The organism is Campylobacter upsaliensis (assembly GCF_900637395.1).
In the GTDB taxonomy this organism is placed as follows: domain Bacteria; phylum Campylobacterota; class Campylobacteria; order Campylobacterales; family Campylobacteraceae; genus Campylobacter_D; species Campylobacter_D upsaliensis.
On sequence record NZ_LR134372.1, the window covers coordinates 945,337 to 960,650 of the forward strand.

Consider the following 15,314-nt stretch of genomic DNA (forward strand, 5'->3'; position numbering starts at 1 on the left):
TCCCTGCTAGAAAGTAAGAAGATAAATTTACTTCATCTTACTTTCCTCAAAAATTCCAAGCCCAAATCAGGAAAATCCGTAAAAACTCCATCAGCTCCAGCCTTAAATAAAATAGCATCAAAAAGCTCATCAGCAGACTTAGCCCAGCTTGGAAGTGCGTCCGCTCTAATGGTGTAAGGATGCACCTTTATATTATACTTATGAGCGTTTTTAACAAAGTCATTTGGCACAATTTTATGATTTTTAAGCTCCCTTTCATCAAAGAGTAAAACATAGGTTGGTCCTAAGCCATCGACAATTTTTGAAATTTCAGCATAATTTTTAATATTTAGAAGATAAGAAAAATCATAATTTTGCCATTTGCCATTTTTAAATTCAAAGGTTTCCTCCCACTCATTTAAACCTATAAGCCCAACAAGTTTAATATCCATACCCATTTGTGGCAATAACTCCTTTTTCACACGCACTAAATCCGGATAATCAAAGCTTTGAAAATAGACTTTAGAATCTTTATCTGTGTAGCCATATTTTTTAAGCACTTCTAAGGTAAGTTTTGAAATGTCCTTACCTTCCTGCTTGTGAAACCAAGGGCGTTTTGTTTCTACATAAATACCTACATTTTTATTAAGTGTTTTGTTAAGTCCTTGAATAAGCTCTATTTCTTCCTCAAGAGTGTTAATTGTAAAATCTGCCTTTTTAGTTGGGAAGCGTTTAGGATAAGCATTAACACTATCATTTTCCCCTTTAAAACCCTCACTCATTTTTAAGCTTTTAAGCTCATCTAAAGTAAAATCAATCACATAATAATGTCCATCTTTACGCTTTCTCTCTGGGAATTTTTGTGCCACATCGCTTGTTTTATCCAAATATAAATCGTGAATCACAACTAGGCGATCATCTTTACTTAAAACCACATCTTGCTCAATATAAGGCACACCTTGTGCAAAGGCTAAAACTTTACTCTCAAGTGTATGTTCTGGCAAATACGCGCTAGCACCTCTGTGTGCGATGATAAGCTTATCGCTTGCGAATAGATTAAGTCCTAAAAATATTAGGACAAAAGTAAATTTTTTCATTTTTTCTCCTTTAATAATCTCTAAAAATCGTTAAATTACTCAATTATTTAGCCTTTAAAAATTCCTCAACTTCTAGCAAAATTACCTCATTATCATCAGGCACAAAAGGCTCTCTACTTGCTGAAAAAGGGAAATTATTATCATTTGCCACAACAATATGTTTCTCATCTACAATATCCACATTTTCGATAGTAAAGAAAGGAAAGACAAATTTATTATTAACTAAAGGTTTTTTGGCAATTTTATTTGTATCATTAATATTCATAAGATCAATATAGGCAATTTTTTGCACTATGCCTTTTTCATCGTCAAGCTTAATTTTGTAAATCCTTTTAAATTTGGCAGGATTTTTAAAGCAAGATTTTGTTTCTTGATTTTTACAAGCCTTATCCATAGTGCCTTCGGTGTCATCGCGTTCTATGATTAAGCCATATTTTTCATCGATCATATTAAAATCACCAATAGAGTGTGCATTACTTTCTAGCGTGTATGTGTAGCTTTTATCCGTAAATTTTCTAGCCTTAATGTCAAATTCTAAAATTCTTAAGAAATTTTTACCACCCTTATTTTCATATTTGCCATTTTTAAACACCGCATATTCTAACATAGGATAAAGCTTGGTTTTATCCTTAGAGCTAGCCATAGCTTCAAAGCCTTTAGAACGCTTGATGTTAGCTTTGTTTTCTTGGATATCTGGATTTGAAAGTTGTAAATTTGGATGATCGGGTGATAAAAGCGATTCTTTATTAAGATTTACATCAAACACTTCTTTTAAAGTGCCTTTTTCATCAAATTCTAATAAAAAAGGACCAAATTCATCACCTACCCAAAAACTCTTATCTATAATTTGAAAACTTTCAGGGTCTATATCAGCCCCTGTTAAATACCTACTTTTAGTGCTTTCAAGATTTATAAGATAAGGAAATTTTTTATTTTTATCATTAAAGAAAATAGTTTTAAGATGCTTATAAGAGCCTTTTTTGAAATCAAATTCATAATTGTGAATAAAGGTCATAGAATCTGGTGAATTTTTCTTAGTCCCTAAGCCATTATCGCTTAAAAGCCAAAAGTTCTTATCATTTATAAATTTAATCCCACTATGTCCTTGCAAAGCCTGTTTTTTAAATGGAATTCTAAAGGCATTAGGCATTTCTTCTTCTGTGTAATTTGCATTAAATGTGCCCAAGTTTTCATTTCTTGTTGTGCGTAAAAACTTCCCCGTGCTTTGCAGAAACTCTGGTGCATCTTTAGGGGCATTGATGAAATTTTCCGCTGGGATAACGATGTGTCCTGCTAAATTTGCCTCATACTCATTTGCAGCAAATAAAACGCTACATAAACATAAAGAACCTACAATTTTTTTCATTTTTATCCTTTTTATTTATTTAACTTTTTGTCAAAATGCTTGAAATTTAAAAATTTTCCAACATTTTGCAATTAGCTTTTGAGGATTATAAATTATTCTTGTGTGTAAAACATATGAAGCGCGTAAAATCTCTGTAAAATTTCCAAATTTTAAACCAATTAAGCAAGAAAGTCCATTTAAAATAAAATATAATGCGATATTTTTTATATTTTATAAAATTTTCTTGACTTTTTTCGTATTTTTCACTAGAATTACATTTTTGATTTGTTCCGGATTAGCTCAGCGGTAGAGTAGTCGGCTGTTAACCGATTGGTCGTAGGTTCGAATCCTACATCCGGAGCCACTTTTAAGATCCCCACTCCCACCAAACACAGAGCATATTTTCAAAGCCTTATCTAAGATTAAGCAATATTAACTTCAAAAATTACTTAAGAAATTAAATTTTCATACTCTTTGGCGATGTAAATTTGCCCCTTATATTCTATCACGGGGCGTTTTATAAGACTTGGAGTCTCTAAAATCATCTTCTTTAATTCTTCTTTGGCTAAAGCGTTCATTTTTTCTTTATTAAGATTTAATTTTCTAGCACTTGTGCCCGAGAGATTTGGAAGATCTTTAATTTCTCTTTTTTCAAGCCAAGAATTTAAAATGTCTTCATCGATTTTTTTAATATCCAAAAACTCAAATTCCACACCCTTAACTTTTAAAAATTCCATAGCCTTTTTAACGCTACCACAATTTTTAATGCCATAAAGTTTCAATTTCTTGCCCTTTTAAGCAAATCTGCTATCAAAAAAGCAAGCTCTAAGGCTTGATCGGCGTTAAGTCTTGGGTCGCACTGAGTTTCGTAGCGATTTTGTAAATTTTGTGCCGTTACATTACTAGCACCTCCCGTGCATTCAGTAACATCTTGCCCAGTCATCTCCAAATGCACTCCACCCGGATACACTCCCTCACTTATAGCCACTTCAAAGAAATAACGCACTTCTTGCATAATTTTATCAAATTCACGCGTTTTAAAATCCCCTACTTTCACCGTATTTCCGTGCATAGGATCAATGCTATAAATTAAATTTAACCCCTCTTTTTTTAATTCCTTAAAGATACTTGGTAAATTTGAGGCAATTTTATCCGCACCCATACGAACAATAATATTAAGCCTTCCCTCTTCATTATTAGGATTAAGTTTATTTGAAAGATTTATAATATCCTGTGCTTTAGCATTTGGACCGATTTTAACGCCTAAAGGATTTTTCACACCACTTAAAAAATGTACATGTGCCCCATCAATTTCGCGTGTTCTTTCGCCTATCCAAAGCATATGCGCTGAACAATCATAAAAATCTCCGCTTAAACTATCCACACGCGTCAAAGCCTCTTCGTAAGGTAAAAGCAAAGCCTCGTGAGAAGTATAAAGCGAAACTTCTCTTAAATTTGGAGTATTATTTGCATTAATACCGCAAGCCTCCATAAAGGCTAAAGCGCTAGAAATTTTTTCACTTAAATCCTCATATTGCTTATGCAACTCACTCTTTTTCACAAAACCTAAATTCCAACGCTGAACCTCACGCAAATCAGCCAAACCACCTTTAGCAAAACCTCTTAATAAATTAAGTGTCGTCGCACTTTGATAATAGGCTTCTAGCATACGCTTAGGATCGGCAATTCTTGCTTTTTCACTAAACTCAAAGCCGTTAATAATATCTCCACGGTAACTTGGCAAACTCACGCCATTAAGCTCTTCATAATCTGCGCTTCTAGGTTTAGCAAACTGCCCAGCTATACGCCCTATTTTCACCACAGGACAACCACCAGCAAAGGTCAAAACAATCGCCATTTGAAGAAGAATTTTAAACATATCGCGTATATTATTTGCACCGAAATTTTCAAAACTCTCCGCACAATCGCCACCTTGAAGCAAAAAAGCTTCTTTCTTGGCAACCTTAGCCAAGGATTTTTTAAGCTGTCTAACCTCTCCTGCAAAAACAAGGGGTGGTAATTTTTCAAGTCTTTCAAGATTTTCTTTTAAGGTATTTTCACAAGGATAAACCGGATGTTGTTTAATGGGATAGGCTCTCCAAGAATCTCTCCTCCATTGCATTGCAAACTCACTTTAGATAAATAAAAGAGCCATAGAATAGCTCTTTGTAGAAATTATTTTTTAAGCTCTTTAATGCGAGCAGCCTTACCGCGTCTATCTCTAAGATAAAAGAGTCTTGCACGACGAACGCGACCGCGTCTTAAAACGCTAATGCTTTCTAAACTTTCACTATAAATAGGAAAAATTCTTTCAACGCCCACATTATTTGCACCGATTTTACGCACCATAAAAGTTTCACTCACTCCACTTCCTCTTCTAGCAATGCAAACTCCTTCAAAATTTTGAATTCTAGTTTTATCGCCCTCTTTAATGCGGATAGCAAGTTTTAAAGTGTCCCCAGCACGAAAATCTGGCACATTTTTACCCTCAATTTGTTTAGCCTCAAACTGCTCTATATATTTGTTTTTCATCGTATTTCCTTAAATTCTGCGTTCATGCTCCAAAAATAAATCGGGACGAAAAAATTTTGTCTTGCAAGACGCTAAAGTGTTTTTTAAAGCCGCAATTTTAGCGTGATTACCCTTTAAAAACACTGAATTAGCATAAAATTTTTTCAAATTTTTCTCAAAAATTAAAGGTTTAGCAAAAGAAGGAGCTTCTAAAAGATGATTTTCAAAACTTTCTTCTTCTAAACTTTGTGAATTTCCAAGCACTCCATTAACATTGCGTAAAATCGCATCGCAAAGACAAAGAGCAGGAAGCTCTCCTCCCGTCAAGATAAAATCTCCCACACTAAAAAGCTCATTTGCAAATTCCTCTACCACACGCTCATCTATACCCTCATAACGACCGCAAACAAAAACCAAATTTGACTTTTGACTAAGGCGTTTAGCATCTTTTTGATTAAAATTTTTTGCACTTGGGCTAAGAAATATAAAATGAGAATTGCTCTCTTTTTGACGAATTTGCTCCAAGCACTCAAAAAGTGGGGCTACTTGCATTAAAAGTCCTGCTCCACCACCGATTTTATAATCATCAACTTTTTTATACTTATTTTTGCTAAAGGCTCTAGGATTTTGAAAATCAAGGCTAAAAATGTCCTTATTTAATGCTCTAGCAAGGATGGAATCTTTAAAATAAAATTCTAGCAAATGAGGAAATAAAGAAACAAAAGTGATTTTCATGAATTTTCTAAAATATAAAAAGCTTCATTAGAGCATAAAATTTGCTTTTTTTCTATATCAATTTGCAAAATATATTTATCAATATAAGGAATAAAAAAAATCTTAGAAAAACCTTGGGCCGTCAATCTCTCATCGCTTTTAATCTCAAACAAATATCCCCCTCCACTTTCCAAAATATCTTGAACTTGACCTAAAATAATTTGCTCATCTCTTACTTCACAGCCTATAATATCAAAATAAAAAAACTCATCTTTTTTTAATTTGCAAAGCTCTCTTGTTTTTTCTATACTTTGATAAAGCTCCAGATTAACAAGCTCCTTAGCTTTCTCAAGACTTTCGTAGGTGTAAAATAAAACACTTTGACGATTTTTATCATAATCTTTAATAACAAGTTCTCTTTTATTTTTGGTAAAAAAAGTGAGATTTTTTTGAAACTGAGAAGGAAAGTCGCTAAGATTATGCAATTTTAAATAGCCCCTTAGTCCTACACTTCGACCTATCTTAGCGACTAAAACAAATTTACTCAAGGGCTTTTACCGTAACACGATAAGAAATATTCTCCTTACTTTTGTAAGCTGAAATGACCGTTTTAATCGCATTAATCATTTTACCATTTTTACCTATAAGCTTACCCGTATCGTTTTTATCTGTAAAAAGAAAAATTTCGACAAAATTTTCTTCTATTTCCACCCTTTGCGTATCAATTCTTTCAGGATAATCAGCAATAAGTTTGGCATATTCTTTTAAAAAATCTTCAACCATAATTATTTACTTGTAATAGAAGCGACCTTATCGCTAAGTTTAGCACCCACACTCTTCCAATAAGCTAAACGCTCCGCATCAAATTTAATGACTTCAGGTTCAACCATAGGATTATAATAACCTATACTCTCTATCCAACCACCATCACGGCGTTTTCTACTATCAGTTACCACTATACGATAAAAAGGTCTTTTCGTTCTTCCCATTCTTGTAAGTCTAATCACTGTCATTGTGTCTCCTTAAAAATTAAAAATCAATTATAGATACTAAAATTAGTATTTATAAGTGAAATTTAAAACTGCCTGCGTGCTTGATTCATCATAGTCATCAAACTATCCATTCCTTTTTTGCCTGAAAATTTCTTTGCTAATTTAGCCGCATTGCTAAATTGCTTTAAAAATCGATTAACCTCCACTTGTGAAAGTCCAGCACCACTTGCTATACGGCGTTTTCTAGCATTATTTAAAAGACTAGGATTTTCCCTTTCTTTTGGAGTCATAGAGGAAATCATCGCTTTGATATGTAAAATTTCCTTAGAATTATCTAAGTCTAAATCTTTCACACTAGAAGCCACATTAGAAAGTCCCGGTATCATACCAATGAGTGATTTCATACTGCCTAATTTTTTAACACTTTCCATTTGAGTAAGAAAATCATTAAAATTAAAATCGCCTTTCTTAATTTTTTGATTTAATTTTTTTGCTTCCTTTTCGTCAATAATCGCCGCAGTTTTTTCTGCCAAAGTTGCCAAATCGCCCTCACCCATAATGCGACCAACGATCCTATCTGGGATAAAAATCTCCAAATCTGCGACTTTTTCACCCACACCTATAAATCTTAATGGAATATTTACCTGCCTTGCTATGCCAAGTGCCACACCACCTTTAGTATCTGCGTCAAATTTAGATAAAATCACTCCGCTAAGCCCTAAAGCCTCATTAAAACTTGATGCAGTCTTCACTCCATCTTGACCGCTCATCGCATCAGCGACATAAAAAATTTCATCAGGATTTAAGCTAGTTTTAACTTCTTTTAATTCGCTCATCAAAGCTTCATCAATAGCCAAACGCCCAGCAGTATCGACAAGTAAAACATCAAACAAACCACTCTTAGCCTTTTGCAAAGCTTCTCTTGCAACTTTGATAGGGTTCGTTTCGTTTTCTATGTAAAAAAGTTCAATTTCACTAGCCTCACAAAGCTGCCTTAATTGCTCAACAGCCGCCAAGCGTTGCAAATCGCACGCTGCAACGAGGACCTTTTTATTGCGAAGTTTAAGGTAATTTGCTAATTTTATCGTGCTTGTCGTTTTACCGCCACCTTGCAAACCAACCATTAAAACGATTGTTGGAGGCTTTGAGGAAAATACAAAACCTTGATTTTTACCGCTAATGCTTAAAATTTCTTCTAAATTTTTCTTAATAGCCTCTAAAAACTGCTTTTGTCCTATGCCATTTTTCTTAACATCATCTTCAATTAGGCTTAATAATTCTTTGGTAACTTTATGATGAACATCAGCTTTTAGAAGGGATTTTTTAAGGGTTTCTAAAGCATTTTTTAAGGCTTTTTCATCATCGACAAAACGAAGCTTATTTACAGCACCTTTAAAAGACTCGCTGACAAGTTCAAACACCCCTAAAACCTTTCCTTAATAAAATAAAATCGAAATTATACAAAATTTTTGCTTAAATGGCTTTAAAACTCCAAATTTTTTAGCTCAAAACCAAATTTTGCGAAACTTTCATCTAAATTAGCCTTAAACTCATAGTGTAAAATTTTAAGCTCGTAGCTATGCAAATACATTCTATCTGCTGCTATTTTCCCATACTTTTCATCACCTATAATGGGATGTTTAACAAAAGCAGTATGCACTCTTATTTGATGTGTTCTGCCCGTTTGAATACAAATTTTTGCTAGAGTTCTTTTACCCTGTATCATTAAAGGATTTATAATGCTTAAAGCACTTTGCCCCTCTTTTGCAATTTTGCTAAAGGCGCCATTTTTACCCTTGAGTGTGCGTATAGGCTCATCGACTACAAGCTCCTCAGCCAAAACGCCATCAAGCACAGCTATATAGCTTTTATAAACCCTTTGCTTCCTAAATTCCTCTATACAAAGCTTTTTAAAATCTTCATTTTTACAAAGCAAAATAAGCCCACTTGTTTCTTTATCCAATCTATTCAAAAGTTTAGCCTTAAATTCACTCTCTAGCTCCTCGCTAATGTAAGAATAAGGCTTATTTATTGCTAAAATTTTCTCATCTTCAAACAAAATTTGAGGCTTTTTCATCTTAAGCAAATTAAATTTCGTTCCCTCTTTCATCAAAGCCCTAGCAAGGACAATTTTTTTTCCGCGAGAAAAAACCAAGCCCCTATCTATCAAATCCTTAGCTTCTCTATTTGAAATATTTTCTTGCAAAGCAAGTAATTTATAAGCTTTTTCTTGCATTAAGCCCTTCCTTTATCGCATTTTCTATTATGCTTAAGTCTTTATTTTGCGAGATTCTAGCTTTTTTATTTAAATGATGTATCATAGAATTAAGACTTGTCAAATCCTCACAAAAATTGACATTTTCAACTTCTGCAAATAAATTTTCTTGATTATGGATAAAAATACCTGTAATGAGAACATTATTAAAACTTGCCACCTCAATGGGATTATGCCCCCCAATCCCCTCGACAAAAGAACCACCAAGCACGACCACATCACTAATGGCATAAAAATTAATTAATTCTCCCAAAACATCGAGCAATAAAATTTGTCCCTTAAAATCTTCCCATTTTTTTAAATTTGAAAATTTTTCATAAACATAGTGTTGCAATAAATTTTCGACCTCCAAAAAACGCTCTGGGTGTCTTGGAGCGATGATGAGTTTTTCATCTTTTTGCAAACAAATGGCTCTTAATAAAAGCTCTTCTTCGTTTTGATGTGTGCTAGCAAAAATAATAAGTCTTTCTTTTAATTTAGCATAATGCTTACTAGGCTTAATTTCCAAATTTGCTTTAATGTTCTTAAAAATTTTCACATTTTTAGCGCCTAATTGCTCAAGTCTTTGCTTATCTTTCGCGCTTTGAGCAAAAACCTCGTCAATGTAAAAAAAAATCAAGCGGTAAAAAAAAGCGAAACGCAAATAAGCCTTATAAGAATGATTTGAAATTCTAGCGTTAATCAAAAGCACCCTAGCACCTCTTAATTTCGCCATAAAAACAAGCATTAGCCAGTATTCAGCTTCAAAAATAACTAAAACTTCACAACGCTTAAACCAAAAGGGTAGCCAATTTTCAAAAGCTAAAAAATTCACTTTTTTACAAAATTTTTTAGCCTCTTCAAAACCTGTTTGAGTAATGACGCTTATTCTAGAATCAAATTTTTTACTTAAAATCCCCACACTCCTAACCTCTCCCAAAGAACAAGCGTGAAAATGCACTCTAGCTTTTTGGCAAGAATTTTTATAAAGAAAAAACCTCGCCTTTAAGCTTTTTTTATATTTTGTTTTAAAAAATGAAAGAAAAAATAAAGGGATAGCACCTATAAAAAATGCCACCCAAGTGAGAAAATAGTAGGCAATTATCAATTCTTTTTCGCTTCTTCAAGCTCTTTATATAAAATTCTACCACAATGCGGACAAGTTACTATTTCTTCGCCCTTTATCACAGCCAAATAAGTCTTATCATAAATCTTCATAAAGCATCCATAACAAGCTTGCTTTTTAACAGGCACAACAGCAGTATTTTTCGCCCATTTGCGAATTTTTTCATAAAAGCCAAGCACCTTTTGATTCATCTCGCCTACAAGCTTTGTTTTTTTATTATAAATTATCATTCTTTCTTTTTCAAGGCTTGAAATTTGCACATCAATTTCCTTTTTAATTCCCTCCAAATCCGCTTCTTCTTTGGTTCTACTTTCTAACAATTCCTTCTTAAAATGCTCTTTATTTTCTAAAATTTTATCAAGTCGCACAATCTCACCATTAGCCGCATCAAGCTGCTCTTTAGCGATATCTTCCTCTATTTTAAGGGCGTTCGCTTCTTTTTCTGTCTTAACTGCACCACTTTTTTTACCAAGCTCCTTAATCTTGGCTGAAAATTCCGCTATATGAGCATTATTTTGTGCTTTTTGCGCTTCAATATCCTTAATCTCCTCATCAGCAGCTACAAGTTCCTCGTTCATCTTAGCTATCCTAGCTTCAGCATCTTTTAAAGTTTTGCTTACGCTACTAATTTTAGGCTCGAAACTATCAATTTCTTGGTCTATTTGCGATAAATGAACTAATTGTTCTAAATATTTATTCATTAAATTTTCCTTAAAAGTATTGAAATGGATTTTTTGAAACTGACATTATAACCTTTAGCGGCAAATTTTGCAAGTATTTCGCTAGGCTTTCGTTAAAATAACGCTCGCTTTCATAATGTCCAAGCTCAATCAAGCTTAAATGATTACTTAAAGCCTCAAAAGCTTGATGATACTTAAAATCTCCGCTTAAAAAACAATCCGCTTTTACATTAGGGATTAAATCGCCCCCACTACCCGTACAAATGGCAATTTTCTCAAGTTTTTCCTTGCCACTAAAGCTCATTTTAAGATTTGTTAAATTAAGTCTTTTTTTTACTCTTTCACAAAGCTCATAAAAGCTCAAATTGACATCGACATAAATTAAAAAATCTTCTTGTAAAAATTTTTCAAAACCCAAAATTTCCTTAACAAAATACGCATTAAGGTGGCTTAAATCGTAATTTGTGTGCAAAGAAATGAGAGCGATATTTTTCTTAATCATTTCTTTAAGCAAATTTTTAGGATAAGCCATTTCACTTAAATTACGCAAAGGTTTAAAAATTAAAGGATGATGAGTGATAAAAAGCGAATTTTCCTCCGCATTTTTAATCAAATTTTCATCTACATCAAGACTAAGATAAAGCTTGGAAATATCATCATCTAAATTTCCTAGTAAAAGTCCGCTATTATCCCAGCTAGCCTGCTTTTCAAAAGGGCTAAGCTCATTTAAAAAAGCATAAATTTCACTCAGTTTCATTTAAATTTTTCTTATAAATTTCAGCACAGTGCTTAGAAAGTTCGCGAATTTTAAGCATATAATCTTGTCTTTTTGCGACAGAAATAGCTCCTCTTGCGTCAAGAAGATTAAAGGTGTGAGCTGCTAACATACAATAATCATACGCAGGTAGAGCCAAACCCTGCTCTAGCGTGTTTTTACACTCATTATAAGCATTTTGAAATTGCGAATTTAAAAGCTCTATATTGCTTATTTCAAAATTATATTTGCTATACTCATACTCACTTTGCTTATGCACATCGGCGTATTTAATTAACTCTCCACCAAATTCACTCCACACTATGTCATAAACATTATCGACATTTTGCAAATACATTGCAATTCTTTCAAGCCCATAAGTAATCTCTGCACTCACCAAATCCACAGCAATGCCACCTACTTGCTGAAAATAGGTAAATTGCGTTACCTCCATACCATCAAGCCAAACTTCCCAACCAAGTCCCCACGCTCCAAGGCTTGGGCTTTCCCAGTTGTCCTCCACAAAGCGAATATCGTGGCTTTTTAAGTCAAAGCCTAAATTTTCAAGGCTTTTTAAGTAAAGCTCTTGGATATTATCCGGACTTGGCTTAATTAAAACTTGAAATTGATAATAAGCACCTAAGCGGTTAGGATTTTCTCCATAACGCCCATCTGTTGGTCTTCTACTTGGTGCGACATAAGCACAAGCCCAAGGCTTTTTACCTAAGCTTCTTAAAAAAGTCGCAGGGTGAAAAGTCCCAGCTCCCGCTGGCATATCATAAGGCTGCATAATCGCACAGCCATTTTCCTGCCAAAAATTTTGTAAATTTAGTATCATTTGCGAAAAAGTCATTGTGTATTTTCCTCCTCTTTCGCCTTATCGCTATAAGTTTCTATGGTTTTATTCCACATTAATTTATATTTTCTTTTCATAAATTCCGCTTCTTCTCTAGCGTGTTTTAACTCTTCATTTAAAGTTTCTATAGTCTTTCTATCCGCATCGTAAAGTTCTTGCATAGAATAGAGTGCATCTTTTAAGAATTTATTTTCATTTTTTAAAGCTTCAAGAGTTTCATCTTTTGCGTCTAAAACTTTCTCGTGTAAATTTAAAATCGTTCCTATGGTCTTCTCCACAAAGCTTTCCCCAGCTAAGGTCATAGAATTAACCATAGAATTTTGATTTGCTCCACTAGGCACGACACTGAAAGTGCCTTGATTTGCCTCAATATAAATCACTCCATCTTCTTCTTTAAAATTTAAAGAGCCATTTGCCATCATACCCTTAACGACATCTTCGTTTAAATGCACCAACTTGCAAAATTCATCTAATTCTAAATAAGTTTGCATTTATAAAATCACCTCTACGCTTTTAGAATCCTTGACAAGCTTATCTTCTTTTGTCTTACGCTCCTCTTTTAAAGCTTTTGCCAAATTTTCATCATTAAGAGCTAAAATTTGCACCGCCAAATAAGCCGCATTCATAGCTCCAGCCTTACCTATGGCTAAAGTTCCTACAGGAATTCCACTTGGCATTTGCACGGTGGAAAATAAAGAGTCCATACTTCCCAAATTAGTCCCGCTCATAGGCACTCCTAAAACAGGCTTAGTTGTGTAGGCTGCCACTGCTCCTGCTAAGTGTGCAGCCATACCCGCCGCTGCGATAAAGACCTTAGCACCCTTTTGTTCGGCTTCTTTAATGTAATCTTTTGTTCTTTTTGGGCTTCTATGTGCTGAAGTGATGATAAGCTCATATTTAACTCCAAATTCTTCAAGCACCCTAGCCGCCTCACTCATCACTTCATAATCACTCTTACTTCCCATAAGTATCGCTACAAATTTCATACAATTTCCTTTCTTAAAAAGCTAAATTCTGGCACTAAATTTGGCATTTTAATGGCATTTTCATTACCGCTATGAATTTCTGCATATTCTTTATGATTTTGAGTAAGCATTTTTTTAAATTTCACAAAATACTTTCCCTCTTTTTCATAAATTTGACCTAGTTCGTTATCACAAGGTGTGATTTTAGAAGCTAAAGGGCTTAAAATTTCATAAGCTTCATTTAAAACAACCTTACCTTTACATTTAAAAAACTCTCCATTTTCCGAAAATCCTTGCACTTGATGCGTTCCCTCTTCAATACTTGTGAGATGATTTTGCGTGTCTGTTTTTTCTAAAGGGCGTGAGATAAGATACCCGTCTGTAAAACCTCTATTTTTAAGCGTATGAATTTCTTTTTCGTATTTTAAGGCATTAAATTCACCCCTTAAAGTATCTTCAATCGCCATTTTATAAGTGCGTGTAGTAAGTGCGACATAATATTCACTTTTTGTACGACCCTCTATCTTAAAAGCACTAATGCAATTTTCCTTCATAATTTTTTCTATATAAGAACATAAATTTAAGTCCTTAGAATTAAAGATATGCGTTCCATTTTCATCTTCTTCTAAGCGAAATAAAACGCCGTTTTCTTTATTTTTAGCAAAAAGCTCGTAAGAAAAACGACAATCATTCGCACAAGAGCCACGATTACTCATTCTACCGCTTTGCACAGAGCTAATTAAACATCGTCCAGAATATGCAAAACACATTGAGCCATGCACAAAGGCTTCTAATTCTATATCGCAATTTTGCTTTAAAAGTTTCGCATCATTTAAACCAAGCTCTCTAGCGATAACTACGCGTTTTCCACCCATTTGCTTATAAACTTTAGCGTCTAAATAATTTAAAACATTAGCCTGTGTGGAGATATGCAGAGGAATTTCTGGGGCTAATTCTCTTACCAAAGCCATAGCTCCCACACTTGCCACAATAAAAGCATCAGGACGCATAGCTTTAAGCTTTAAAATATGCCTTTTAAGCCCCTCAATTTGTCCGCTTAAATGGAAGCCATTAAGCGTTACATAAATTTTCTTACCTTTTGCGTGCGTGTAATTAATCGCTTCTTCAAAACTTTCATAATCAAATTCGCGTGCCGTTCTCGAACGCAAGGAAAAATTATTTACTCCCGCATAAACGGCGTCCGCTCCATAAGCAAGGGCGATTTTAAGCTTGGTAAAATTCCCCGCCGGAGCGACAATCTCAGGTATGATCATTTCTGTCCTAAAGATGCAATCAGCGCTTCTATATCATCATTACTCACAACATCAGCTGTGGTATCGCCCTCAATGTGTATAGCGGAACTTACGCGTTTTTTATCGTCAATCTTACCCTCAAATAAAGAACTCATATAGCGACTTAACGCACGCATGACATTAATTACTCTTTCGATTTTTTGCCTATGGATATCTTGATATTGCATAGCATCCATAGCCATCATCACTTCATCTTGCCCACTTTGTAAATTTTCACCTATTTCTTTTGTCTTTTCCTTGATGTCTTGATTAAGCTTTAGAGCTTCACCAAAACTTTCAACATTAGGGAAACGCTCACTTAATTTGCCGAAAATGTCAATATTTTTATCAAAAACATGATTTAATTCATTAAGCAAAGTTTCAGAATCTGCAAAAAAATTACTAATGCTTTCAAGTTTGTCCATCATTTCAGTAGCTTTTTCTTCGCTATCTTTCGTAACATCATCAAGCTGATGAACGACTTTATGTTCGTCATTTGGTGGCGGAGGTGGCCAAAGTATGTTAGGATTTGGCTGATACTCGGTAGATTTCATATTTTCAACTATAGCTCCATTTTCACTAATTTCGCTCTCTTCAGTCACACTAGGCTCTTCGCTCGAATTTGGCGAATCAATATCAACATCGCCGTTCATTAAGGCATCAAGTTCTTCTTGAGTCATTTTTTTCCTTAATATTAAAATTATTTTGAAATTATAATGCAAATAAATTAAAACTAAAAGACAAAAAAT

Annotated in this window: 19 protein-coding genes and 1 tRNA gene; 1 reads left to right on the forward strand and 19 read right to left on the reverse strand. The window is 34.0% G+C overall.

What is annotated here, in order from left to right; all coding sequences use genetic code 11:
- Nucleotides 1-32 precede the first annotated feature (32 nt).
- Both glpQ and EL158_RS04825 read right to left on the reverse strand, forming a co-directional pair.
- A complete protein-coding gene (gene glpQ, locus EL158_RS04820; RefSeq protein ID WP_027303742.1) occupies nucleotides 33-1,076 on the reverse strand; it encodes a glycerophosphodiester phosphodiesterase in 1,044 nt (347 codons plus the stop codon).
- A 43-nt stretch (nucleotides 1,077-1,119) separates the two neighbouring features.
- Complete coding sequence (locus EL158_RS04825) at nucleotides 1,120-2,442, reverse strand: esterase-like activity of phytase family protein (RefSeq protein ID WP_027303743.1); 1,323 nt, start codon at nucleotides 2,440-2,442, stop codon at nucleotides 1,120-1,122.
- A 268-nt stretch (nucleotides 2,443-2,710) separates the two neighbouring features.
- Here EL158_RS04825 and EL158_RS04830 point away from each other — a divergent pair.
- Nucleotides 2,711-2,785, forward strand: a tRNA-Asn gene (locus tag EL158_RS04830).
- A gap of 85 nt (nucleotides 2,786-2,870) precedes the next feature.
- Here the strand turns inward: EL158_RS04830 and EL158_RS04835 are convergent.
- From EL158_RS04835 to EL158_RS04915, 17 genes are all read right to left on the reverse strand, one after another.
- Nucleotides 2,871-3,203, reverse strand: coding sequence for an arsenate reductase family protein (locus EL158_RS04835; RefSeq protein ID WP_027303744.1), 333 nt, complete (start codon nucleotides 3,201-3,203; stop codon nucleotides 2,871-2,873).
- Nucleotides 3,200-4,543 (reverse strand): class II 3-deoxy-7-phosphoheptulonate synthase, encoded by a 1,344-nt coding sequence (locus EL158_RS04840; protein ID WP_027303745.1) that lies wholly within the window; start codon nucleotides 4,541-4,543, stop codon nucleotides 3,200-3,202. Before EL158_RS04840 ends, EL158_RS04835 begins: the two co-directional genes overlap by 4 nt.
- Before the next feature lie 53 nt (nucleotides 4,544-4,596).
- Nucleotides 4,597-4,953, reverse strand: coding sequence for a 50S ribosomal protein L19 (gene rplS, locus EL158_RS04845; RefSeq protein ID WP_004277412.1), 357 nt, complete (start codon nucleotides 4,951-4,953; stop codon nucleotides 4,597-4,599).
- 9 nt (nucleotides 4,954-4,962) lie between these two features.
- Entirely contained in the window at nucleotides 4,963-5,667 is a 705-nt protein-coding gene (trmD, locus tag EL158_RS04850) for a tRNA (guanosine(37)-N1)-methyltransferase TrmD (protein WP_004277413.1), read from the reverse strand.
- The gene (gene rimM, locus EL158_RS04855) at nucleotides 5,664-6,194 is read right to left on the reverse strand and encodes a ribosome maturation factor RimM (protein WP_027303746.1); all 531 of its coding nucleotides are present in this window, start codon (nucleotides 6,192-6,194) and stop codon (nucleotides 5,664-5,666) included. Before rimM ends, trmD begins: the two co-directional genes overlap by 4 nt.
- On the reverse strand, nucleotides 6,187-6,429 hold the full coding sequence (locus EL158_RS04860; protein ID WP_027303747.1) for a KH domain-containing protein: 243 nt from the start codon (nucleotides 6,427-6,429) through the stop codon (nucleotides 6,187-6,189). The genes rimM and EL158_RS04860 overlap by 8 nt, the downstream gene beginning before the upstream one ends.
- 2 nt (nucleotides 6,430-6,431) lie before the next feature.
- Nucleotides 6,432-6,659, reverse strand: coding sequence for a 30S ribosomal protein S16 (gene rpsP / locus EL158_RS04865; protein ID WP_004277416.1), 228 nt, complete (start codon nucleotides 6,657-6,659; stop codon nucleotides 6,432-6,434).
- Nucleotides 6,660-6,721: 62 nt separating this feature from the next.
- Nucleotides 6,722-8,059: a signal recognition particle protein gene (gene ffh / locus EL158_RS04870; protein WP_027303748.1), complete on the reverse strand. Its 1,338-nt coding sequence runs from the start codon at nucleotides 8,057-8,059 to the stop codon at nucleotides 6,722-6,724.
- Between the two features lie 62 nt (nucleotides 8,060-8,121).
- Nucleotides 8,122-8,874: a pseudouridine synthase family protein gene (locus EL158_RS04875; RefSeq protein WP_027303749.1), complete on the reverse strand. Its 753-nt coding sequence runs from the start codon at nucleotides 8,872-8,874 to the stop codon at nucleotides 8,122-8,124.
- Nucleotides 8,855-10,000 carry a lipid IV(A) 3-deoxy-D-manno-octulosonic acid transferase gene (waaA, locus tag EL158_RS04880; RefSeq protein ID WP_027303750.1) on the reverse strand — a complete coding sequence of 382 codons (1,146 nt, stop codon included), beginning with the start codon at nucleotides 9,998-10,000 and terminating at the stop codon, nucleotides 8,855-8,857. The genes EL158_RS04875 and waaA overlap by 20 nt, the downstream gene beginning before the upstream one ends.
- Complete coding sequence (locus EL158_RS04885) at nucleotides 9,997-10,719, reverse strand: zinc ribbon domain-containing protein (RefSeq protein ID WP_027303751.1); 723 nt, start codon at nucleotides 10,717-10,719, stop codon at nucleotides 9,997-9,999. The genes waaA and EL158_RS04885 overlap by 4 nt, the downstream gene beginning before the upstream one ends.
- 10 nt (nucleotides 10,720-10,729) lie before the next feature.
- Nucleotides 10,730-11,455: a Nif3-like dinuclear metal center hexameric protein gene (locus tag EL158_RS04890; protein ID WP_027303752.1), complete on the reverse strand. Its 726-nt coding sequence runs from the start codon at nucleotides 11,453-11,455 to the stop codon at nucleotides 10,730-10,732.
- A complete protein-coding gene (gene glyQ / locus EL158_RS04895) occupies nucleotides 11,442-12,305 on the reverse strand; it encodes a glycine--tRNA ligase subunit alpha (protein WP_004275484.1) in 864 nt (287 codons plus the stop codon). Before glyQ ends, EL158_RS04890 begins: the two co-directional genes overlap by 14 nt.
- Nucleotides 12,302-12,799 carry a DUF3972 domain-containing protein gene (locus EL158_RS04900; protein ID WP_027303753.1) on the reverse strand — a complete coding sequence of 166 codons (498 nt, stop codon included), beginning with the start codon at nucleotides 12,797-12,799 and terminating at the stop codon, nucleotides 12,302-12,304. The genes glyQ and EL158_RS04900 overlap by 4 nt, the downstream gene beginning before the upstream one ends.
- Complete coding sequence (purE, locus tag EL158_RS04905) at nucleotides 12,800-13,294, reverse strand: 5-(carboxyamino)imidazole ribonucleotide mutase (protein WP_027303754.1); 495 nt, start codon at nucleotides 13,292-13,294, stop codon at nucleotides 12,800-12,802.
- The gene (locus tag EL158_RS04910; RefSeq protein ID WP_027303755.1) at nucleotides 13,291-14,547 is read right to left on the reverse strand and encodes a peptidase U32 family protein; all 1,257 of its coding nucleotides are present in this window, start codon (nucleotides 14,545-14,547) and stop codon (nucleotides 13,291-13,293) included. Before EL158_RS04910 ends, purE begins: the two co-directional genes overlap by 4 nt.
- Nucleotides 14,544-15,245, reverse strand: coding sequence for a hypothetical protein (locus EL158_RS04915; RefSeq protein ID WP_027303756.1), 702 nt, complete (start codon nucleotides 15,243-15,245; stop codon nucleotides 14,544-14,546). The genes EL158_RS04910 and EL158_RS04915 overlap by 4 nt, the downstream gene beginning before the upstream one ends.
- Nucleotides 15,246-15,314: the final 69 nt, after the last annotated feature.